The organism is Kaustia mangrovi, assembly GCF_015482775.1.
Lineage (GTDB): Bacteria > Pseudomonadota > Alphaproteobacteria > Rhizobiales > Im1 > Kaustia > Kaustia mangrovi.
Window position 1 is genome coordinate 790,397 of sequence record NZ_CP058214.1, and the last position, 22,339, is coordinate 812,735.

The window sequence follows — 22,339 nt, forward strand, 5'->3', positions numbered from 1 at the left end:
CATGGCGAAAACTGTCTGCACTTTTCGGTATCGCGCACGAGCCGTGGGACGCGATCGACGGGCAAGTCCGGGCCCTTCCGACCATGATGTGGAATCCGGTTTGCCTTTGGCGTCCGAAACCTTAGAGTCGTTCCAGTTCTAATGATCGGCCGGCGGCACCGGGGGCCGGCAGGAGCCTGGACGGACATGAAACTCAAGGGCAGGCAGGTGCTGCTGTGCAATTGCGAGCGCACCATGGCGCTCGATCCGGCAAAGCTCGCCAGGGCGCTCGGCTCGGACGAGCCCCCGACCATCCACAGCCATCTCTGCCGCAGCGAGGCCGCGCGCTATTCGGCAGCACTCGAGGACGGCGAGCCGCTGCTCGTCGCCTGCACGCAGGAGGCCCCCCTGTTCCGCGAGCTCGCGGCGGAGGCCGGGCATGAGGGCGAGCTCCATTTTGCCAATATCCGCGAGCGCGCCGGCTGGACGGGGGACAAGGCCGACCTCTCCGCGAAGATCGCCGCATTGCTCGGCGAGGCCGCCCTCGAGATCGAGCCCGCCGGCACCACGACCCTCTCCTCCGACGGCATATGCCTCGTCTATGGCCGCGGACAGGAGGCCCTGGACGCGGCGACGAAGCTGCAGGGCCGGCTCAATGTCTCCCTGCTCCTCGCCGACGACGACGGCATCGTGCCGCCGCACAGGGCGGAGGTAGCGATCCACAAGGGCCGCATCGTCGCCGCGGAGGGTCATTTCGGCGCCTTCTCCGTCACGGTGAAGGACTATGCGCCCGTGATCCCCTCCTCGCGCGCCGGCCTCGACTTCGCCATGGCGAGGCAGGAGGCGCACGCCGAGTGCAGCCTGATCCTCGACCTCACCGGCGGGACACCGCTCTTCCCCTCCGCGGAACGCCGCGACGGCTATCTCCGCGCCGACCCGCGCGACCCGGCCGCCATCGCCACGGCCCTGTTCGACATCTGCGACCTCGTCGGCGAGTTCGAGAAGCCGCTCTATGTCCATTACGATGCCGATCTGTGCGCCCATTCCCGCAACGGGCAGACAGGCTGTACGCGCTGCCTGGACAATTGCCCCGCCTCCGCGATCTCGCCCAATGGCGACGAGGTCGCGATCGACCCGGCGCTGTGCGGCGGCTGCGGCGTGTGCGCGAGCGTGTGCCCGACGGGTGCGGCTTCCTACCGACTGCCCCGACGCGAGGACCTGCTGAAGCGCATTCGCACCCTCGTCGACACCTATCTCGGCGCGGGCGGGACCGATCCCGTCCTCCTTGTCCATGACGGCCGCCATGGCGAGGAGATGCTCTCCGCGCTCGCCCGCTTCGGGCGCGGCCTGCCGGCCCATGTGCTGCCGCTCGCGGTCAACGAGACGACGCAGATCGGGCATGAGGCCATGGCCGTCGCGCTCGCCGCCGGCGCCCGAGCCGTCCTGCTTCTCGCCGACCCCCGGCACCCGGAAGAGCTGGAGGGACTTCGCGCGGAGGCCCGCCTCGTCAACGCGCTCATGGCCGGCATGGGCCATGGCGGGCATGACAGGGCGGAGATCGTCGCGGAGACCGACCCCGATGCAGTCGAGGCCGTCGTCTGGCGGCCGCGCGACGGGACGGGTCCCGCGCCGCACGCCTTCGTGCCCTCCGGCCTCAAGCGCGAGGCCGCCCGCATGGCGCTGACCGCGCTCAACGAGGGGGCACCGGAGCCCGCCACGCTTCTCGCCCTGCCCGACGGCGCGCCCTATGGGCGGATCTCGGTCGACACCGATGGCTGCACCATGTGCCTCGCCTGTGTCAGCGCCTGTCCTACGGGTGCGCTGAAGGACAATCCCGACCGTCCGGAGCTGCGTTTCGTGGAGCAGGCCTGCGTCCAGTGCGGCCTGTGCCGCAGGACCTGTCCCGAACAGGTCATCGCGCTCGAGCCGCGCTACAATTTCACACCCGGCGTCATGGAACCCGTCCTCCTCAACGAGGAGGAGCCCTTCACCTGCATCCGCTGCGGCAAGCCCTTCGGCACGAAGAGTGCGGTGGAGCGCATCGCCGCAACGCTTGCCGGCAAGCACAGCATGTTCCGCAGCGAGGAGGCCGCCCGGCTGATCCGCATGTGCGACGACTGCCGGATCGAGGCCCAGGCCGAAGGCGGCCGCGACCCCTTCGCCATGGGCGAGCGCCCGCGCGTGCGCACCACGCAGGACTATCTCGACGAGGCCGAAGCGGAGAAGGCAGAGAAGACGAAGACGGCGGGCAGGCGCTCCGCCGACGACTTCCTCATCGACAAGTAGCCGCCGCCCGCCGGAGACGCGTCGACACGTCCGCCCTACCCCGCCAGTGCGCCCAGAACGCGGGCCCAGCTACGCATGCCGCGATGGAAGCTCGCCATGTCGTATTTCTCGTTCGGGCTGTGGATGCCGTCGTCGGAGAGCCCGAAGCCGATCAGGATGCTGTCCATGCCGAGCCTTGAGCGGAACGCGCCGACAATCGGGATGGAACCGCCGCAGCCCATCATGACCGCGGGCTTCGAGAACTCGTCCTTCAGTGCCCCGGCGGCGGCGGAGAGATAGGCATTGTCGGTTGGGATCTCGATGGCCGGGCTTCCGCCATGGGCGACGAATTCCACCGCGCAGTCGGCCGGCAGCCTCTCGCGCACGAAGGCGCGGAAGCCGTCGCGCACCTTCTGCGGATCCTGGCCGGACACCAGGCGGAAGGAGATCTTGGCCGACGCCCGCGACGGGATCACGGTCTTCGTCCCTTCCCCGTATAGCCGCCGATAATGCCGTTGATATCGCAGGTCGGCCGCGACCAGAGCTGCTCGAGCACGGAGCGCCCCTCCTCGCCGGCCGGCACGGAGAGGCCGACATCTCCGAGGAAATCCTTTTCCGAGAAGTCGAGCGCGTCCCACTGGGCCTTGATCGCGTCGGGAAGCGGCGCGACGTCGTCGTAGAAGCCCGGAACGGCGACACGCCCGCGATCGTCGTGCAGCTCGCCCAGAATGCGCGTGAGCACACGGATCGGATTGCGCGCCGCGCCGCCATAGAGCCCCGAATGAAGATCGATCGAGGGGCCGGTGACGATCACCTCCTCATGCACCAGCCCGCGCAGCCGTGTGGTGATGGCGGGTGTCTCCGGGTCCCACATATTGGTGTCGCAGACGAGCGCGATATCGTGGGTCAATTCGGCCGCATTGGCCTCCAGGAACGGGGCGAGGCTCGGGCTGCCGGTCTCCTCCTCGCCCTCTAGAAGCACCGTGACCGCGACCGGCAGGCGCCCTTGCGCGCCGATCCAGGCGCGCGCGGCCTCCAGGAAGGTCATGAGCTGGCCCTTGTCGTCCTCCGCCCCGCGCGCGACGATCTGCTCGCGCCCGTTCGCGCCCTTGACGCGCTGCGGCTCGAATGGCGGGCTCTTCCACTCCTCCAGCGGGTCGGGCGGCTGGACGTCGTAATGGCCGTAGAACAGCACATGCGGCGCCGTCTCCGGCACGTCGTCGGGAACATAGTGGGCCACCACCATCGGATGGCCGCCGGTCGGGCGCACCGACGCGTCGAAGCCGAGGGCCTCGAGCTCCCCTTCAGCCATTCCGCCGCCCGGACGCATTCCCCGGCGAACGCCGGGTCGGTCGACACGCTGGGAATTTTGAGAAGCGTGACCAGACGCTCAACACTTTGCTCAAGATTTTCGTCTATGTGGGAGAGAACACGCGGCAGATCGGCCATTTTTTGGTACCTGGCAGTGAAATGGTGTATGGCGGGGCCGAGTGAGGAGCAACGAAGGCACCCCGCCGGCGCGATAGTGTCAGGCAAGCAGCAGCGGGGCAAGGGGCTCAGAGGGCCGTGGCACAGCTAACGCTTGCACGCGACAGTCTTCAGGTTCACGAACCGTCCGCTGGATGGTCGTCTTGGCTCGTGCGCCAGGGCTACCAGCATCTCAAGGTGCTGCGCACCCAGGTAAACCTCTATTATTTCTGGGAAAAGCGCTGGTTCTTCATCGCGCTCGCCATCGGGGCCGTCCTCCTGTCGCTGCCCCAGCCGGAGGGTCTGTCGCGCGCCGGCATGATCATGCTGTCCATGTCGGCGGTGGTGACGATCCTGTTCATCACGCAGCCGGTGCCGCTGCCCGCCGTGGCACTGCTCATCATCATCGGCCAGGTCCTTCTCGTGGGTGTCGATTCGACCCAGGTGGCGAAGAACCTGATGACCGATTCCGTGCTGTTCATCATGGGCTCGCTCATGCTGGCGGTCGCGGTGGTGTCGCAGAAGCTCGACAAGCGCATCGCCTGGTTCATCGTCCAGTTCACGGGCACACGCACCTTCAATGTCTGCTTCGGGATCTCGGCGGTCTGCGGCCTGCTCGCCTCCTTCATCGGCGAGCATACGGTGGCCGCCATGATGCTGCCGGTGGGCATCACGCTGATCTCGCTCACCTCGCAGAACCCCGCGCGGATCAAGAACCTCGCGGCCCTCATCCTGTTCTCCATCGTGTTCGGCTGCACGACCGCCGGCATCGGCACGCCCTCGGGCGGCGCGCGCAACGCCATCATGATCGGCTACTGGCAGGAGTTCTTCTACAATCCGGCGGTGCGCAACACCGACCGCTACCTCGTCGACTATGCGACCTGGATGCTCTACGGCTATCCCCTGTTTCTCGCCCAGCTCCTGTTCGTCACGCCGATCCTCTATTTCACCTTCAGGCCGGAACGGAAGGACCTCGCGCGCGCCATCGCCAAGCTGCGCATGCAGATCCAGATGGACGGGCCGATGACCCCGGACAACTGGCTGACCATCGTGCTCTTCGGGCTCATCATGCTCGGCTGGATCACCCTGTCGCAGGATATCGGCATGGGAACGGTCGCTCTGATCGGGACCACCGCCTTCCTGGTCACCGGTCTCGTGCGCTGGGAGGACATCAATTCCGGCGTCAACTGGGGCGTGGTGCTGCTCTATGCGGCGGCCATCTCGCTCGGCGTGGAGATGAAGGTGACGGGCGCGGCCGAATGGGTCGCCAACAGCGTGCTGGATATCTTCGCGCCGCTCGGGCTGAGCCACGGCCTCGGGCTGCTTGCCGGCGTGGCGTTGCTCACCGCAGGCGTGGCCAACACCATGGCGCCGGGCGCGGCGGTCGCCGTGCTCGGCCCATCGTTCTGAAGATGGCGGCCGCCTCGGGCGAGGACCCGCTGGTGGTCGGCTTCATCACCGCCTTCGCGTCGGCGACCGCCTATCTGGCCGTGGCGAGCTCGCCCGCCTCCACCATCGTCTTCTCCTCCGGCTATCTCAAGATCGGGGATTTCCTCAAGGTGGGCTGGCGCATGGCGATCACCTCGCTCACCCTGCTCCTGCTGCTGTCCCACTTCCTCTGGCCTCACTTTTCCGATTGGCGTTAGGATCGGCTGTGACTGGCACGAACGGGACCGGGTGAGATGCTGTCGATCTTCAAACGGCGCAATGCGGACGAGAAGCCGCAGAAGCCCGCCGCCGCGAAGGCGAGCCCGCATGAGCGCGAGGCGGAGCGCACTCTCGGCGAGCTGCGCGAGCGCCGGCGCAAGCGCTTCCGTATCCTCGCCTGCATCGACGGCACCGACGAGGCGCTGGAAAATGTCCGCTTCGCCGCGCGGCTCGGCGCGAGCGACGAGTGCGACATCATCCTGCTCTATGTCCGCCCCATCGATCACGGCCTCGCTTCCGGCGGGCTGCAGGTCCGCGTGGCACGCCAGAACATGCTCGACTGGGGCATCGAGCTGCCGGGCGTGCGCGATCTCAGAAAGGCCGTGGAGGTCCTCAAGGAAGAGGGTATCTCGCCCGACGAATGGCCGATCAGCTCCGCCCATACCGATGTGTGGGGCGACCCGCTCGGCGACAACAAGATCGAGTACCAGCAGGAGGAGAGCGGTCGCAGCGTCGTCCTGAAGCTCAAGACGGCGCCGGATCCGGCAAGCGGCATTCTCGACCAATACGAGCTCGGTCCCTACAACCTCATCATCGTCGGCGAGCCGAGCCGCTGGCGCGGCGAGTTCAAGTCGGTCTTCGATGCCGGCGTCGTGCAGAAGGTGACCATGCTCGCCCCCTGCTCCGTGCTCGTCGTGCGCAAGGGCAGCCTGTCGAAGAGCGGCTTCTTCATCTGTACGGACGGCACCGCGCGCTCGCTCAACACGGTCAAGCGTGCCGCCGTGCTCGCCCACACGGTGGACAGCCCGATCACGCTCTATTCCGCCGCCCGCGAGCTCAAGGGCCGCGCGGCGGCGCGCGAGAATGTGGAGAACGCCAAGGCGATCCTGACGCGCATGGGAATAGAGGTCGACCGCACCCGCGTCGGCATCGGCGAGCCCGCCGAGCAGATCATCCGACACGGCTCCGGCCATCAGGTCATCGTCGTCTCCGACGAGGGCCGCTCCCGCTTCGAACGCATCTTCAAGGGCTCCGTCGCCTACGCCGTCGTCCGCGGCGCCCGTACCTCCGTGCTCAATGTGCGCTGACGCCGCAAGGCCCAGGCGAGCGACAAAACACACCGCTCATCCCGGCGAAAGCCGGGATCCCAGGCGTCTTTGCGCAAGAGCGGGAATGTAGCTTTATGCGTCTCCGGCAACGGAGCGGGCTACTCCTTGAACGCCCCCGCATCGGGCACGATCAGGGCGAAGCGGTCGGCGAGTTCGGCGAGCGCGACCTGATGGACGGCGCCGCCGGGGACGATCTCGCCATCCGTGCCGGGAAGCGAGCGGCTCGCGCTGGCGCGCGAGACGACGGTGCTCGACAGACCGAGATCGAGCGCGGCGCGCACCGTGGAGCTCAGGCACATATGCGTCATGAAGCCCGCGAAGATCGCCGATCCGTGCCCCGTGGCCGCAAGCGCGTCGCGCAGGCCGGTTCCGGCGAAGGCGTTGGGCAGCGCCTTCTCGATGACCGTCTCGCCGTCGCGCGGCGCAAGGGCGTCGACGATGGCGCCGCGTTCCGCCTCGCGGTCGAACAGGCCGCCCGCCCTGCCCTTGTGGGCGATATGGACGATTGGCGTGCCGGCTGCGCGCGCCCGTTCCAGCAGCGCGGAGGCCTCGCCGATGGCCGCGTCCACGCCATCGAGCGGCAGGGCGCCGGAGACATATTCGTTCTGGTAGTCGATCAGCACGAGGGCCGCGTCGGAGAGCGACGGTGCCTCGAGCCGGACGCCGGCGAGTTCCAGAAGGGTCTTGGGCGTCGTCTGGTGAAGCAGCATGGGCGATCTTCCTTGAGGTGGAGTGCAGTTGGCGGGCCGGTCAGCGCCTTGCGCCGGAGAGCGCGAGCACGCCCGCAAAGACCAGCATGATACCGCCCGTCATCCGCTCCTGCCACAGCCTCACGCGCGGGCGCGCGGCGATCAGCCGGCCAGCGTAGGAAAACGCCACGGCCTGCGTCAGGCACCATAAGAGGGCACCGAAACTGAACAGGCCGCCGAGCAGCAATAGCTGATGGCTGACCGCGCCGCGGGCCGGATCGGCGAATTGCGGCAGGAAGGCCAGAAAGAACAGCGCGATCTTGGGATTGAGGATATTGATCGCCGCGCCCTTGGCCATGAGCACCGCCGGCGGCTGGGCCGGCATGTCGGCGATCGCGCCCGCCTCCTTGGCGCGCAGCATCCGGATCCCGAGATAGGCGAGATAGGCGACGCCCGCCCAGCGCACGATCTCGAACAGGATGGGGGATGCGAGAAACAGGGCGCTGACCCCGAAGGCGCAGGCCAGCGCCTGGAGCGCGGCGCCGGAGGTCGTCCCCAGCGCCGCCCATATGCCTGAGCGCATGCCACGGCTCATGGCGGTGCCGCCGATATAGGCCATGTCCGGCCCTGGCGCGAGATAGACCGCGAGCGACGCAAGGGCGAAGGCGATCAGCGTTCCCGTATCGACCGGCATGGGCCCTCTCCCCGCAAGATTGCGCTATTCGACGACGATGCGCGGCGGCGGCTTGACGTCGCCATGGGCGCCGTCGGCGATCTGCGACCAGACGCTTCTGGCGATATCGCGGAAGATCTGGGCGTGAATGCTGTCGGGCTCGGAGACAACCACCGGCTGGCCGGCGTCGCTGCGCTCGCGCACGGTGCGGTCGAGCGGCACCTCGCCGAGGAACGGCACGCCGAGCTTGTCGGCCTCCTCATGCGCGCCGCCATGGCCGAAGATCTCCGAGCGCTCGCCGCATTTGGGGCACAGGAAATAGCTCATATTCTCGATGATGCCGAGAACAGGCACATCGACGCGGCGGAACATGTTGAGCCCCTTGCGCGCATCGATGAGCGCGAGGTCCTGCGGCGTCGACACGATGACGGCGCCGGACAGCGGCACCTGCTGGGCCATGGTCAGCTGGGCGTCGCCCGTGCCGGGCGGCATGTCGACCACCAGCACGTCGAGCTCGCCCCACGCCACCTCGCGCAGCATCTGGGTGAGCGCGGAGATGACCATGGGCCCGCGCCAGATCATGGGCGTCTCCTCCTCCACGAGAAAGCCCATAGACATGACCTTGAGCCCGTAGGCCTCCATCGGCTTGAGGACACGCCCCTCGCCGGTCGGCTGCGGCCGCCCGGACACGCCTAGAAGACGCGGCATGGAGGGGCCGTAAATGTCGGCATCGAGCACGCCGACCTTCAGCCCCGCGGCGGCGAGCCCGAGGGCCAGATTGACCGCCGTGGTCGACTTGCCGACGCCGCCCTTGCCCGAGGCCACCGCCACGATGTGCTTCACCCCCGGCACGCCCGCGAGCTGCTGGCCGGGGCCGCCCGCGCCGGGCATGGGCCCGCCGCGCCCCGCCATGGGCGGCGGCGGTGCGGCATTGCCGTTGGTTTCGGGCGCCTTGCGGGCGGGCGCGGCGGGAGATTGCGCGCCGGCGGGCTTCTCAGCGGTGAGCGCCACCGTCACACGATCCACGCCGTCGAGCTGCTCCACCACGCGCTCGGCGGCCTGGCGCATGGGCTCAAGCTCCTCCGCGCGGTTCTCGTCGACCGTCAGCGCGAACATCACCGCGCCGTCGCGGATGAGTATCTCCGACACCAACCCCAAGGACACGAGATTGCCCTCAAGGTCCGGACCGCGCACCTTGGCGAGCTGCGCGAGAACCTGTTCCTTCGTAAGCTGGGCCATGGATTGCTTCGTACTCGTCGTTGGTGGCCGTGACAGCGGGCGCCCGCATCCGCCGGCGACCTCCGGTGCTAAGCCCCGGACCGTGCCGGCACCCGCCCGCCGAGCTCGCCCGTGATCTCCGCGGCGATCGCCTTGACCGCCTCGCCGAGCACGGGAATCCGCTGGTCGGTGATCCGCGCCGTCGGGCCCGAGATGGACAGCGCCGCGATGGCCTCGCTGTGCTCGTCGAACACGATGCTCGCCACGCAACGCAGGCCGATGGCCGTTTCCTCGTCGTCAATGGCATAACCGCGCGTGCGCACCGTTGCAAGATCGGCCTCGAGCGCCGCGACGCTATCGCGCGTATTGGGCGTCTCGCGCCTGAGATCGAGGCCGGACACGATGCGCCGGGCGTCGCTCTCGTCCACGAAGGCGAGGATCGCCTTGCCGACGCCGGAGCAATGCAGCCGCGCGCGGCCGCCGGGCCCGGCAATCGCGCGCATCATCTTGTGGCACTCCACCTGCGCGAGATAGACCACCTCGCCCCGGTCCGCGATGGCCAGGTTCACCGTCTCGCCCGACTGCTCCATGAGCCGGCGCATATAGGGCCTCGCCGTCGCCACCAGGTCGCGCGAGCGCACGAAGGCGGAGCCGACGCGGAAGGCCTGAACGCCGATCAGCCACGCCGACCGCTCCGTGTCGAAACGCACATAGCGCTCGTTCTGCAAGGTGGTAAGAAGGCGATGGGCAGTCGAGGTCGGCAGGCCGACCTCGTGGGCGACCTCGCTCAGCGACAGGCCCTGGGGGTGATGGGAGAGCGCATTCAGGAGCTTCAGCGCCCTGGACAGCGACTGCACCTGCCCCGATGCGCGAAGCACTTCCTTGCTCGGCACCTGGAACTCGCTTCGGCGCTCCTCATCCTCCGTCGGAGACTTGGTGATGGCATCCATCTCGTTGATCCGTTCCGCACGGCCTGAAGTGATTTCCGACTGTAGTACCCGGAATTGAGCCCTCGTGACAACGCGCAATTCAGCGCACCGGCCGGATGATGCGCCAGAATGGACGGCCACGGGCCCGATATTCCCTATGCCTAGATAGTAATTGCGCCGCGAGGCGCCAAGCCATCCCTATTGCCCGAGCGGGCAATCGTCAATACCTGAGTGGCAAAGTCGACATTAGGAGACCGAGGGGCCGTTACCGGCCCGACGCGCCGCCCTGCTGCCGGCTCTCGAGCCAGAAATCGTAGATTGCGAGCCCAGCCACCACCAGCGTGACCACGACGAGGTCGATCTCGCGGACGAACCAGATCACGATCCCCAGAAACACCAGGAACAGGCAGACCGCCAGCGCCGCCAGCATCTTGTCGGTGCGTGTCATCGCGCCATCATCCCTCCTGCCCGTCGGCACGGGCGGTTTCCTCCATCAGCCACCGGGCGGTGCGCAACAGCCGCTCGTCGCCGCCGCGCGGACCGATGAGCTGCACGCCGATGGGCATGCCGTCATAGCCCTCCAGAAGCGGCAGGGTGACCGCAGGCACGCCGCACATGGTCCACAGCGAGCAGAAGGCCGCATTGCCCGTGGTGGCGAGATCCTTCGGCGCCTGGCCCGGCGCGGCGGGCGTGACGATCGCATCGTAGCGCTCGAAGATCTGCTCCAGGCCCGCATTGAGGAGCGCGACCCAGTCGAGTGCCACGAGATAGTCGTGGGCGAGCACGGTGCGCCCCTCCTCCACGGCCGCGCGCGCACCGGCGCTGAGCGTATCGCCACCGCGATTGTAGTAATGGGCATAGTGCCTCGCGAGCCCCGCGAACATGATGGTGCGGTGGATGTCGAGCCCCTTCGAGAAGGGCTCCGGCAGCGCGACCTCGTCGCACTGTTCGCCCAGGAAGCCCGCAAGCTCGGCGAAGGCCTCCCTCATATCGTCCTCCGCGAGCTCCTCCCAGGCAGGCTGGCGCACGAAGGCGAAGAGCGGCTTGACGGGCGGCCCGGAGGCCGCCGCAGCGGCAAGGCGCGGAACAGGCTGAACGAGCGCTGCGGGATCGCGCGGGTCGGGCCCGCACAGGGCCTGCGCCAGCATGGCCGCATCGCCGACCGTGCGGGCGAACACGCCCATCGTGTCGAGCGGTTCGGCGACCGGAAGGACGCCGGCGCGCGAGATGAGCCCGCGCGAGGGCTTGTAGCCCACCACGCCGCAGAACGAGGCCGGGCGGATCACGGAGCCCGCCGTCTGCGAGCCGACCGCGAGCGGCACCATGAAATCGGCGACAGCGGCGGCCGATCCACTCGACGAGCCGCCGGGCGTACGCTCCGGATCGTGCGGATTGCGCGTGCCGGCAGGCGTGAGGAAGGCAAGCTCCGTCGTCACGGTCTTGCCCATGATGACCGCGCCCGCCGCGCGCAGCCGCTCCACGACCGCGGCATCCGTCCGGGGCCGGCGGCCGGCGTCGAGCGCGGCACCGTTCTCCGTCGGCATGTCGGCGGTGTCGATGATGTCCTTCACGCCCACGGGAAGGCCGTGAAGGGGCCCGGGCGAGCGGCCGGACGCGCGCCGGCCGTCCGCCGCCTCGGCCTGTGCGATGGCGTGATCGCGGTCGAGATAGGTCCAGGCGCCGACCTCCGGCTCGCGTGCCGCGATACGGTCGAGGCACGCGTCCACGAGATCGACCGCCTTGGCCTCGCCGCGCTCGAGGCGGCCAAGCGCGTCCGCCGCCGACAATCTCGCCAGTTCGGGATCCGTCTTCCTCGCCATCGTCTCAGCGTCCATAGATGATCTGCGGGAGCCAGAAGGCCACGTCGGGCACGAGATAGACAATGGCCATGGACAGGAACACCATCATGAGAAACGGCATGCAGCCCTTGAAGATCTGCACCAGTTCCACCCCCGGCGGCGCGATGCCCTTCAGGTAGTAGGCGGCCATCGCCATTGGCGGCGTTAGGAACGAGGTCTGCAGATTGAGCGCGATCAGGATGCCGAAGAACAGCGGATCGATGTCGAAATGCGGAAGCAGCGGCAGGAAGATCGGCACGAAGATGATGATGATCTCCGACCATTCGAGCGGCCAGCCGAGCAGGAAGATGATGAGCTGGGCAAGGATCAGGAACATGACCGGCGTGAGGTCCATCGACAGCACGAACTGCTCGATCACCTGCTCGCCGCCGAGATAGGAGAAGACGGAGGAGAACGTCCAGGACCCGACGAACAGCCAGCATACCATGGCGGAGGTGCGCACCGTCAGATAGACCGACTCCCGCAGCCGCTGCCAGGTCAGCGCGCGGTAGACCGCGGCCAGCACCAGCCCCCCGAGCGCGCCGACCGCGGCGGCCTCCGTCGGCGTGGCGAGCCCCATGAGGATCGCCCCCAGAACCGCCAGGATCAGCACCGCGAGCGGGAAGAACGAGGTGATCATCATCATCGCGATCTGCCCCTTCGTATAGTCGCCGACCTCCTCTTCGGTGGGCTTGGGGGCGACCTTCGGATTGAGCAGTGCGCGCGCGACCACATAGAGCATGTAGAGCCCGGCCAGCAGGAAGCCCGGCACCAGCGCGCCCGCATAGAGCCGGACGATGGAGACATTCGCGGTCGCCGCATAGACGATCAGCATGATCGAGGGCGGGATGAGGATGCCGAGGCAGCCGCCCGCGCAGATGACGCCGGAGGCGAAGCTCGTGTCGTAGCGCGCCTTCAGCATGGCCGGGAAGGCGAGCAGCCCCATGAGCGTCACCACCGCGCCGATGATGCCGGTGGCGGTGGCGAACATGGCGCAGGTCAGGAGCGCGGCGATCGCCATGGAGCCCGGAATGCGCCGCGAGGCCAGATAGAGCGTGTTGAAGAGCTGGTCGACGATATTCGCCCGCTCCACGATATAGCCCATGAACAGGAAGAGCGGCACGGCGGTCAGCACGTCGTTCGACATGACCGAATAGGTCTGGTTGACGAACAGGTCGAAGATCCTGTTGTCGAACAGCGTCGCCATGCGGTCGGCGTCGTAATAGGCGTAGTAGCCGAAGCCGACAGCGAGCGCCATCAGCGTGAAGGCGATGGGAAAACCAGGAAGATGGTCAGGATGAAGATCCCGAGCATCATGACGGCAACGAAGGAATCAGTCATTGCGGGCGTCCCTCCTCACCACGTCCACAGCTTCGCTGCCATGTTCGAGCACCTCGCGCTCGTGCTCGTGCAGCAGGGTCTCCTCCAGTTCCTCCACATCCTCCATCCGGCGCGGCCATTCCCCGGTCCGGATGCACAGGATGCAGCGGCAGACCTGGGCTGCGCCCTGGAGGAGCATCAGGAGGCCTGCGGCGATGATCACGGTCTTGAACTGGAATATGGGCACATTGGCCGGGCTCATGACGCTCACCTCCATGTAGCGCCATGAGCGCGAGGCGTATTTCCAGCCCGAGAAGACGAGCGCGAGCATGCCGGGGAAGAAGAAGAGGAAATAGAGCGTCAGCTCCACCTTGGCCTGCGTGCGCGCCGACCACAGCCGGTACAGGAAATCGCCGCGCACATGGCCGTTTTGGGCCAGCGTGTAGGCGCCGCCGACCATGAACAGCGTGCCGTACATCATGTAGGAGATGTCGAAGGCCCAGGTCGTGGGCGAATTCAGCACATAGCGGACGAACACTTCATAGCTGCCGCCGAGCATCATGACCATGATGCACCAGGCGAACGCCTTGCCGAACCAGGTGGACACCCTGTCGGCGAAAGCGATGAAGCCTTCCATGAATGCTCCCTCCCTCGTCGCCTCTCACGCGCCCGTTCCGGTGTCTTGCGCGAGGACGAACCCGATCATACGCCGTTTTCCGGCTGCCGCGCGACCGCGCCGCCCCCCTCTGCGCGGCCGGCCGCCGGTATGTGTTGCGCGCAGCAACGGAGCGGCGCCTTCCAAGCGCCGCTCCGCGCCCGCACGACAGTCGGACAGCAGGGTCTAGAAGCCCAGCTTGCCCGGGAAGTAGTGCTCGTAGGCCAGCTTGTAGTTGGCCTGGTTCATCAGCCAGTAGTAGGCGACACGTTCCGACCAGGCCTTCTGGCTCTGGACCACCTTGTTGAAGAACGGGTCCTCGGTCAGCTTCTTCAGGACCTCGTCCCAGGACTTGAGCTCTTCGGCCATGACGGAGTCGGGCGTGCGGCGCACCTCCACCCCGTCCTCGTTGATCAGCGCCTGCAGATCGGCGGAATAGCTGTCCATGGCGAGGCCGAAATTCGCCGTATTGGCGGCCTCCGCACCATATTCGAGGATGGCCCTGAGATCCTCCGGCAGGGACTCGAACTTGTCCTTGTTGAAGACGATCTCGAAGAACTCCGCAGCCTGGTGGTAGGAGCCCATCATGTAGAACTTGGCGACATCCTGGGCGCCGAAATCGCGGTCCGAGGTCGGGTTGTTGAACTCGAAGGCCTCGATCACGCCGCGCTCCAGCGCCGGCACGATCTCGCCGCCGGGCAGCTGGGTCACCTGCGCGCCGATACCCTGCATGACGTCGGTCGCAAGGCCCACCGTGCGGTATTTCAGCCCCTTCATCTGGTCGGCGGAGGTGATCTCCTCGTTGAACCAGCCAAGCGGCTGGGTCGGCATCGGCATGGCGAAGAAGCCGACGATGTTGAGGCCCAGAACGTCCTGGACGAGCTCGCGATAGAGATCCTTGCCGCCGCCATACTGGATCCAGGCGAGCAACTGGGCGGCATCCGCTCCGAAGACCGGCCCGGTGCCGAACAGCGAGGCGGCCTTGTTCTTGCCGTACCAGTAGGCCGTCACCGTGTGGGCGGCATCGATCACGCCGTCATGGGTCGCATCCTGGACCTGGAAGGCCTGGACCACGGCGCCTGCCGGCAGGAGGTCGATCTTCAGCCGGCCGCCCGACATCGCCTCCACGCGTTCGACATACTGCTGGGCCATCTCCTGGAAGACGTTGGAAGCCGGCCACGAACTCTGCATCTTCAGCACGATGGGGCTCTGCGCGGTCACCACATTCGGCATGGCCACCGCGCCCGCGGCCGCCCCCGCTGCGAGCGCGCCGCCCTTCATGAAGCGCCGGCGCGATACGTCACCCTTCCCGTTTCCCTTGGATTGGGTCATAGCGTTTCCTCCCTAATGCCCATTCGGGCCTCTTCACGCCCCGTTTCGGGCGTGCCTCTTGCCCTTTTCGGGCTTTCTTGTCGAAGCCTCCTCCCCTGCGGCATCGCAATGCCGCAAGGGACGGAAGGCCTCTGGAATCAGTTTCTGCGATCCGGGATCACCGCACAAGACGTGTATCCCGTCAGACCGCTCGACTTTCCATATACCGAGATACCGCCTTTCGCCGGGCCCTGTCTCTTAGACGAAGGAAGCCCTTGATCGCGCATGAAGGCCGTGACCGCCGCTCACCGGTCGGACGCCGCCGCGACCTCCTCGCCGGAGGGCAGGCTTGCGCCGCGGTCGCGGATCCAGGCGAGGACGTCGCGATAGACCCGCTCGCGCTGCTTGTCGCGCAGGAGCATGTGCCAGCCATTCTCGTAGATCACGGTGCGCTTGGGCGCGGAGATGCGCTCCATGGTCTCCCGCGTCGGTGTCTCCGGCACCAGCTCGTCATGCTCGCCATAGAGATAGAGGACCGGCACGTCGAACCGGTCTGCGGCGAGATAGGCGTCGTCCATCAGCGAGACGAGACCGTACAGCGTATCGACGCGGGTCGCCTTCATGTTGAGCGGATCGCGCGCATAGGCCCGCAGCATGTCGATATTGTCCGACGGCCAGACCTCCACGCCCTCGCCCGTCAGCTCGAGCCACGGCACCGTGTGGGCCGCGAGCCACAGGGTGGAGGTATAGACCGGGTTCATCGTCTCCCAGCCCCACACGGCGGGCGCGACGAGGATCGCCCCGTCCGGCTTGAGCCCGTCCGCCATGGCGGCCATGGCGACGGCGCCGCCCATGGAGATGCCGAGAACGTAGACGGGACGCCCCGGATTGCGGGCCCGCGCCAGCGCGACCATCGTCTTCAAATCGGCGACCATCCGCTCCGTACCGGGCCACAGGCCGCGCTGCGGCGTGCGCCCGAAGCCGCGCTGGTCGTAGGTGTAGACGGTGAGGCCGTGGCGGGCGAGCCACGGTCCCGGCAGCGCGAAATCCTCCGAATAGCCGTTGAAGCCGTGAACGGCGACGACCACAGCGCGCGGCCGGGCCGCACGCCAGACCTCCACCGGGAGGCTCGTGCCGTCGTCCATCATGACCTCGCGCTCGCCAAGCTGCGGGCGCGCCGAGGAGGCCGGTCCGAGGTCCTGGAACCGGGGCGTGCAGGCCGCGAGCAGCGCAAGGCACAGCACGACCGCGGGACCGGCGAGGGATGCAAGCCGCCTCATCGCCCGCCGCTCCCGCCGACCAGCCGCCTCACCTCGCCGCGCAGGAAGGGCAGCACCTCCGTCTCGAACCAGGGGTTCCGCCTGAGCCAGGCATTGTTGCGCCAGGAGGGGTGCGGCATGGGCAGCACGGGCGGGTCGAGATCGCCGCAGACATAGCCGCGCCATGCGGAGACCGTCTCCGTCATGGTCTCCCCCCTCGACACCCCGAGATGCCAGCTCTGGGCATACTGGCCGATGGCGAGAACGAGCTCGATGCGCGGCAGGGCCGCCATGAGCGGCGCGCGCCAAGCCGGCGCGCATTCCCGGCGCGGCGGCAGGTCGCCGCCCTTGCCGTCCTGTCCCGGAAAACAGAAGCCCATGGGCGCGATGGCGATGCGACTTGTGTCGTAGAACGTTCCCCGGTCGATCCCCATCCAGTCTCGCAATCGTTCTCCGGACGGGTCGTTGAACGGCACGCCCGTCGCATGGACGCGGGTTCCCGGCGCCTGCCCCGCCACCAGAAGCCGCGCCGACGCCTGTGCCCACACGACCGGGCGCGGCTCGTGCGGCAGCGTCCGTCCGGCCGGTTCGTCGGCGCAGATCCGGCAGGCCCTGATCCGCGCGAGCAATCCGTCGAGATCGCACCCGGTCATGGCATCCGGCCCCTCGTCATCGGCGAAACGACGCACCGGCGGGCCTCACGCCGCCGCGCTCGGGCGCTGAGAGACCGTCTCGCGCCAGCGCCTGAGATTGACAAGCTCGTCGCCCATCTCGATGCGCGCGACCTTCATGAAGTCGATGGTGCAGATCGCGGTGATATCGGCGATGGAGAAGTCGGGACCGGCGATGAACGGGCGCTCGGCGAGCTCGCGGTCCAGAAGCGCCAGCATCCACTCCGCCTTGGGCTTGTTCGCCGCCCCCCATTCGGGGATCTGGGGCGTTTCCAGATGCGCCATGCGCGGATGCTGGTGGCGGAAGCACTGCGACACGGTCTGGAACAGGTTCTGCTCCACCCGCCGCTGCCACATCTCGATCACGGCCTGCTCCTTCGGCGTCTCGCCCATGAGGGAGGGCGCGGGCTGGAGCGCCTCGAAATACCGGCATATGGCCACCGTCTCGGCGATCACCGTGCCGTCGTCGAGCTCGAGGAACGGCACGCGCGTCAGCGGATTGCGCCGGGCCATCTCGGGGGCCAGATGCTCCTCGGCCATGATGTCGAGCTCGATGCGCGGCACCTCGATGCCCTTCTCGGCGAGGAAGATCCGGACCCGGCGCGGATTGGGGGCGCGGCTGTCCTCGTAAAGCTTCATGACGGCGTCCTCCGGTTCTTGCGGGCTCCGCGACGCAGGGCTCGCGTTCGGCAGCCGGAACGATGCGCCGGCAGAGACCATGGAGACAAGGCCGAACTGCCCTTACCGCCCGATTAACCAGCTTTGCGAAGCCGTTCTTAAGGTTTGCCCCCTTAGCGTTGGGGCAGATCGCAAGCGGACCTCTCAAACGAAACGCCAGCCCCATGAGCACATTCGAAGCGGATCCGGAAACGCCCATTTTCGCCGCCGGCCGAGCAGAGCGGACACGGGCTCGCGCCACGAGCCTGCCCCTCGCCCTGCCGATGCTCGCCGCCGCCGCCGCGCCGGTCGCGCTGGCCGTGGCGGTGCGCTGGACGCTCACCGGCGAGCCGCTCGATCTCGGTCTCGCCGCGCTCGTCGCCCTCGGCTGGACGGGCCTTCTGTGGCTCGCCCTGCACCATCGCCGCACGGCCGCCACCATGCAGGCCGCACGGGCCGACCGGGACGCCGCGATCGAGACGCTGAAGCGGGAGAAGGCCGATGCCGAGGCGGCGCGCCTGAAGGCGGAGCAGGACAGCCACGCCAAATCCCGGTTCCTCGCCGCGATGAGCCATGAGCTGCGCACGCCGCTCAATGCGATACTCGGCTTCTCCGACGTTCTGCGCAACGAGATGTTTGGCCCTATTAATACGAGCAATTACAAGGACTATGCGGCCGATATTCACACATCGGGTCAGCATCTGTTGTCGCTGGTCAACGACATTCTCGACCTGTCGCGGATCGAGGCCGGCCACTACGAGCTCGCCGAGGAACCCGTCTCCCTGCCCCGCATCGCGCGCGACTGCCGCCACCTGCTCGACATGAAGGCCGGCGAGCGCGGCATCGAGATCGTGGAGACCTACGAGCCCGCCTTGCCGCTGGTGATGGGCGACGAGCGCGCCATCCGCCAGATCTGCCTCAACCTGCTCTCCAATGCGGTGAAATTCGCGCCCGACGGCGGAGAGGTCGTCCTGTTCGCCCGCCTCAACGCGCTCGGCGCGCCGGTCTTCGGCGTCCGCGACGACGGGCCGGGCATCCCCGAAGACGAGATCGACACGGTACTGAGCGCCTTCGGGCAGGCCGCAAGCGCCTCCCCCGAGCATCGCCGGAGCGGTTTCGGGCTTGGCCTGCCCATCGTCCAGGGCCTCGCCGCCCTCCATGACGGCAGGCTGCGCATCGACTCAAAGCCCGGCCAGGGCACGGAAGCCCGCGTCGAGCTTCCGCTGCGCCGCACCCTCGCGGCCCATATCCGCGACGTGCACGCGCAGTCCAAGCCCATGGACACCCGCCAGCACCTCGTCGCGCTGACCGCCTGACCCGTCCGGACGAAACACATGGCCCATCCCGGCGGGAATGCCGGTTCGGCCCGATTGCCGTCTCCTCTACTCCTCGCGGTCGGTGACGCCCGCCTCGGCGAAGGTCGCCATGCCGCCATGGACATCCGCGGCCGCCTTGGCCATGGCGGCGGCGAGCGCGGCGCCGGTACCCTCGCCGAGCCGCATGCCGAGATCGAGGAGCGGCGCCTTGCCGAGGGTCTCCAGAAGCCGCCCGTGGGCGGGCTCTGCGGAGACATGGCCGAACAGGCAGTGATCGAGCATGCCGGGACCGAGCGCATGGAGCACGGCAGCCGCCGAGCTCGCCACGAAGCCGTCCACGATGACCGGCACCCGCTTCAGCCGGCCGCCCAGAATGGCTCCCGCCATGGCCGCGATCTCGCGCCCGCCGAGCCGGCGCAGGATCTCGAAGGGATCGCCGCCCGCCTCCGGCCCGTGGCGGGCGACGGCGGCGGCGACGACCTCCGCCTTGTGCGCAACCCCCGCCTCGTCGAGCCCGGTGCCGGGCCCGACCCAGTCCCGCGCCTCGCCGCCGAACAGGCCGTGGGCAAGCGCGGAGGCGACGGTCGTGTTGCCGATCCCCATCTCGCCGATGCACAGAAGGTCGATGTCGGTGGGCACCGATTCGAGCCCGTAGAGCAGCGTCGCCACGCAGTCGCGCGGCGACAGCGCCGGCTCCACCGCAATATCCCCGGTCGGCACCTCAAGCGCGAGCTCGAAGACCTGGAGGCCGAACCCGAAGCTCTCGCAAAGCTGGTTGATGGCCGCGCCGCCCGCCTGGAAGTTGGCGACCATCTGGGCGGTCACCGCCTGGGGATAGGCCGCGACCCCTTGCGCGACGACGCCGTGATTGCCGGCGAAGACGGCGACCATGGCGTTCTTCACCCTGGGCGGCGTCCTGCCCTGCCAGGCGGCCAGCCATTCCGCGATCCCCTCAAGCCGGCCGAGCGATCCCGGCGGCTTGGTCAGCGAGAGATCGCGCGCCCGCGTCGCGGCCCTCGCCTCCTCGTCGGGGCCCGGCAGATCGTCCAGAAGGGTGCGCAGATCGTCGAACGGACCGGAACGGCCTGCAATATCGGCGGACATGAAGAACCTCGCTTGAACACCGGAGCAACCTGCGCCCAGTCGGGCGCAGACAAGTTGCTCTAACACTTTAAGACCGAGCAACCTGCGCCCAGTCGGGCGCAGACAAGTTGCTCTAACACTTTAAAACTGAGCAACCTGCGTCCGGTTGGACACAGACAAGCTGCTCTAACACTTTAAGACCGAGCAGGCTGCCTCCGGTTGGCCGCAGGCAAGTTGCTCCAGCACCTCAAGACCGGTCAACCTGCAATCAGGTTGATCCAGCGGCTGTGGACAGGCCGCGACCAGTGCCGCTATAGCCCGTTGAGCGCCGCCGGAGAACCCCGCATGACGACAGACGATCCTGCCAACCGTCCCTTTCTCGACCCGCCGGGCTGGACCCGGGACCTCGGCGAGTGCGTGCGCTTTCTCACGCGCATCCCGCTTCGCCCCGCCAATGGCGAGATGGCGCCCATCTCGCGCACCATGCGCGCCTTTCCGCTCGTCGGCGCGCTTCTGGGGGCGGCCGGCGGCCTCGTCTTCGTGCTGTGCGCCGCTCTCGGCCTGCCCGCTCCGATCTCCGCAATCGTCACGGTTGCCGCCCTCATCGCGCTCACCGGCGCCTTCCACGAGGACGGCCTTGCCGACACCGCCGACGGCTTCGGCGGCGGATGGCGGCGCGAGGACAAGCTCGCCATCATGCACGACTCGCGGCTCGGGACCTATGGCGCCGCCGCGCTCTTCCTCGATCTCGCCGCGCGGATCGCGGCCATCGCCGCCATTGGCGGGGCGGCCGGCGCCACGGGCGCGCTCGCCGCCCTGATCGGCACCGGCGCATGGTCGCGCGCGCTGATCGTCGTCTTCCTCTCGCGGACGCCGCCGGCCCGCGACAGGGGCCAGTCCCACAGCGCCGGCAATCCCGACGCCACCACGGTACGCCATGCCGTCGCCGCGGGCGGCGCCATCGCGGCAATCGCCGTCCTCGCCGTCTTCGGCGTCTGGTCCGCCCTTGTCGCTTTTGCCGCAAGCCTGGGCGCCCTGGTGCTTGTCAGACGGCTCTGCCTCACCCAGATTGGCGGTCATACGGGCGACACGGCGGGCACCGTGCAACAGGCAAGCGAGATCGCCATGCTGCTCGCCCTCGTCGCCATGCTGAACGCTGGATGAGGTCTCCGGCCATGACCGATCGCACACCGCCGCGCATCGAATCGCCCTGCATCCAGGTCTGCGTCGTCGACGCAGACAGCGGCCACTGCATCGGCTGCGGGCGCACACGCGGCGAGATCGCCGGCTGGATCGGCTTCACGCCGCAGGAGCGCCGTGCCGTCATGGAGGCCCTGCCGGAGCGCATGTCGGCCCTCACCCGCAACCGGGCCCGCAAGGGCGGTGCCCGCGCCCGCCGCCGCGTGCCGCAGGCATAGCGGGACCGGCTGCACGGGGCAAAGCGGACGGCCCCGCCTTGCCGTGGCCGAGATTTCCCCCTATCTGCCAAGGGAAGCGGCCACCGGGCGCCCGCGCCCCAACGGAGACCCCATCCTTCCCATGCGTTACTGGATCGGCATCGCCATCGTCGTCCTGGCGGCCTTCGTGCTCGTTCTCATGGACAATCCGGGCGCCAGATTCGGCCTGACCAATGCCGACTTCGCCGCGCTTGCCAGCCGTATCGCGCTGATCGTGCTGATCGGCGGCGGCGTGATCCTCGCCTATCGCGGCCGCGGGCGCGACGCGGTGCGCCATGCCGCGATGTGGCTCGCCTTCGCGCTGGTCCTCCTCGTCCTCTACAGCTACCGCCACGATCTCGCCGCCATCGGCGACCGCGTCCTCGGCGAGCTGATCCCCGGCATGCCGGCGATCTCGACGGCTGTCCGGCCCGATGGCGGGCGCGAGCGCGTCGTCACGATCCGCGCCGCGATCGACGGCCATTTCAACGTGCGCGCCCGCATCAATGGCCGCACCGTCGACATGGTGGCCGATACCGGCGCGTCCGTGGTGACGCTGACCTACGAGGACGCGATGGCCGCCGGCATCGATCCGCAGACGCTGTTCTTCTCCGTGCCCGTCAGCACGGCGAATGGGCGCACGGAGGCCGCACCCGTGCGGCTCGACAGCGTGTCGGTCGGCGGCATCGACGTGCGCAATCTGCGCGCCCTCGTCGCCCGCCCCGACAGTCTGTTCAAGAGCCTGCTGGGCATGAACTACCTGCGCGCCCTGGCGAGCTTCGAGGTCAGCGGCGATGCGCTCGTCCTGCGTCAGTGA

General features: G+C 68.1%; 20 protein-coding genes and 2 pseudogenes. 8 read left to right on the forward strand and 14 right to left on the reverse strand.

All coding sequences use genetic code 11. From position 1 onward, the window contains the following. Positions 1 to 186: 186 nt before the first annotated feature. Positions 187 to 2,265, forward strand: coding sequence for a 4Fe-4S binding protein (locus HW532_RS03760; RefSeq protein ID WP_246479510.1), 2,079 nt, complete (start codon positions 187 to 189; stop codon positions 2,263 to 2,265). Between the two features lie 35 nt (positions 2,266 to 2,300). On the opposite strand, the pseudogene HW532_RS03765 reads toward HW532_RS03760, so the two are convergent. Then, a pseudogene (locus tag HW532_RS03765) lies at positions 2,301 to 3,693 on the reverse strand (M20/M25/M40 family metallo-hydrolase). A 117-nt stretch (positions 3,694 to 3,810) separates the two neighbouring features. Here HW532_RS03765 and HW532_RS03770 point away from each other — a divergent pair. The 3 genes from HW532_RS03770 to HW532_RS03780 are packed head-to-tail and all read left to right on the forward strand — an operon-like array spanning position 3,811 to position 6,446. Continuing rightward, positions 3,811 to 5,121 carry an SLC13 family permease gene (locus HW532_RS03770; protein ID WP_213163135.1) on the forward strand — a complete coding sequence of 437 codons (1,311 nt, stop codon included), beginning with the start codon at positions 3,811 to 3,813 and terminating at the stop codon, positions 5,119 to 5,121. 2 nt (positions 5,122 to 5,123) lie between these two features. After that, entirely contained in the window at positions 5,124 to 5,357 is a 234-nt protein-coding gene (locus HW532_RS22340) for an anion permease (RefSeq protein WP_213163136.1), read from the forward strand. 36 nt (positions 5,358 to 5,393) lie between these two features. Next, positions 5,394 to 6,446, forward strand: a complete 1,053-nt coding sequence (locus HW532_RS03780; RefSeq protein WP_213163137.1) for a universal stress protein — start codon at positions 5,394 to 5,396, stop codon at positions 6,444 to 6,446. A gap of 119 nt (positions 6,447 to 6,565) precedes the next feature. Here the strand turns inward: HW532_RS03780 and HW532_RS03785 are convergent, their stop codons facing one another. The 12 genes and pseudogenes from HW532_RS03785 to HW532_RS03840 form a co-directional block, all read right to left on the reverse strand. Continuing rightward, entirely contained in the window at positions 6,566 to 7,177 is a 612-nt protein-coding gene (locus tag HW532_RS03785) for a cysteine hydrolase family protein (RefSeq protein WP_213163138.1), read from the reverse strand. A 40-nt stretch (positions 7,178 to 7,217) separates the two neighbouring features. After that, positions 7,218 to 7,850: a LysE family translocator gene (locus HW532_RS03790; RefSeq protein ID WP_213163139.1), complete on the reverse strand. Its 633-nt coding sequence runs from the start codon at positions 7,848 to 7,850 to the stop codon at positions 7,218 to 7,220. 24 nt (positions 7,851 to 7,874) lie between these two features. Further along, positions 7,875 to 9,068 carry an iron-sulfur cluster carrier protein ApbC gene (gene apbC, locus HW532_RS03795; RefSeq protein WP_213163140.1) on the reverse strand — a complete coding sequence of 398 codons (1,194 nt, stop codon included), beginning with the start codon at positions 9,066 to 9,068 and terminating at the stop codon, positions 7,875 to 7,877. Between the two features lie 68 nt (positions 9,069 to 9,136). Beyond that, complete coding sequence (locus HW532_RS03800) at positions 9,137 to 9,997, reverse strand: IclR family transcriptional regulator (protein ID WP_213163141.1); 861 nt, start codon at positions 9,995 to 9,997, stop codon at positions 9,137 to 9,139. Between the two features lie 244 nt (positions 9,998 to 10,241). Then, complete coding sequence (locus HW532_RS03805; RefSeq protein ID WP_213163142.1) at positions 10,242 to 10,424, reverse strand: hypothetical protein; 183 nt, start codon at positions 10,422 to 10,424, stop codon at positions 10,242 to 10,244. A gap of 7 nt (positions 10,425 to 10,431) precedes the next feature. Beyond that, a complete protein-coding gene (locus tag HW532_RS03810) occupies positions 10,432 to 11,796 on the reverse strand; it encodes an amidase (protein WP_213163143.1) in 1,365 nt (454 codons plus the stop codon). A 4-nt stretch (positions 11,797 to 11,800) separates the two neighbouring features. Continuing rightward, positions 11,801 to 13,155 (reverse strand): annotated as a pseudogene (locus HW532_RS03815) (TRAP transporter large permease). Next, entirely contained in the window at positions 13,148 to 13,771 is a 624-nt protein-coding gene (locus HW532_RS03820; RefSeq protein ID WP_213163144.1) for a TRAP transporter small permease subunit, read from the reverse strand. Before HW532_RS03820 ends, HW532_RS03815 begins: the two are co-directional and overlap by 8 nt. Positions 13,772 to 13,975: 204 nt before the next feature. Next, complete coding sequence (locus HW532_RS03825; RefSeq protein ID WP_213163145.1) at positions 13,976 to 15,121, reverse strand: TRAP transporter substrate-binding protein; 1,146 nt, start codon at positions 15,119 to 15,121, stop codon at positions 13,976 to 13,978. Positions 15,122 to 15,405: 284 nt separating this feature from the next. After that, entirely contained in the window at positions 15,406 to 16,380 is a 975-nt protein-coding gene (locus HW532_RS03830) for an alpha/beta hydrolase (RefSeq protein ID WP_213163146.1), read from the reverse strand. Next, positions 16,377 to 17,012 carry a uracil-DNA glycosylase family protein gene (locus HW532_RS03835; RefSeq protein WP_213163147.1) on the reverse strand — a complete coding sequence of 212 codons (636 nt, stop codon included), beginning with the start codon at positions 17,010 to 17,012 and terminating at the stop codon, positions 16,377 to 16,379. Before HW532_RS03835 ends, HW532_RS03830 begins: the two co-directional genes overlap by 4 nt. A gap of 45 nt (positions 17,013 to 17,057) precedes the next feature. Continuing rightward, positions 17,058 to 17,669, reverse strand: coding sequence for a glutathione S-transferase family protein (locus tag HW532_RS03840; protein ID WP_213163148.1), 612 nt, complete (start codon positions 17,667 to 17,669; stop codon positions 17,058 to 17,060). A 203-nt stretch (positions 17,670 to 17,872) separates the two neighbouring features. On the opposite strand from HW532_RS03840, the gene HW532_RS03845 reads away from it, so the two are divergent. After that, entirely contained in the window at positions 17,873 to 19,003 is a 1,131-nt protein-coding gene (locus tag HW532_RS03845; RefSeq protein WP_213163149.1) for a sensor histidine kinase, read from the forward strand. Positions 19,004 to 19,069: 66 nt separating this feature from the next. Here HW532_RS03845 and cobT read toward each other — a convergent pair whose 3' ends face one another. Continuing rightward, positions 19,070 to 20,107 (reverse strand): nicotinate-nucleotide--dimethylbenzimidazole phosphoribosyltransferase, encoded by a 1,038-nt coding sequence (gene cobT, locus HW532_RS03850; RefSeq protein WP_213163150.1) that lies wholly within the window; start codon positions 20,105 to 20,107, stop codon positions 19,070 to 19,072. Positions 20,108 to 20,431: 324 nt separating this feature from the next. Here cobT and cobS point away from each other — a divergent pair, with 324 nt between their 5' ends. The 3 genes from cobS (at position 20,432) to HW532_RS03865 (ending at position 22,339) form a co-directional block, all read left to right on the forward strand. Continuing rightward, positions 20,432 to 21,250: an adenosylcobinamide-GDP ribazoletransferase gene (cobS, locus tag HW532_RS03855; protein WP_213163151.1), complete on the forward strand. Its 819-nt coding sequence runs from the start codon at positions 20,432 to 20,434 to the stop codon at positions 21,248 to 21,250. Positions 21,251 to 21,261: 11 nt separating this feature from the next. Further along, positions 21,262 to 21,504: a DUF1289 domain-containing protein gene (locus HW532_RS03860; RefSeq protein ID WP_213163152.1), complete on the forward strand. Its 243-nt coding sequence runs from the start codon at positions 21,262 to 21,264 to the stop codon at positions 21,502 to 21,504. Positions 21,505 to 21,625: 121 nt separating this feature from the next. Further along, positions 21,626 to 22,339 (forward strand): retropepsin-like aspartic protease family protein, encoded by a 714-nt coding sequence (locus HW532_RS03865; RefSeq protein WP_213163153.1) that lies wholly within the window; start codon positions 21,626 to 21,628, stop codon positions 22,337 to 22,339.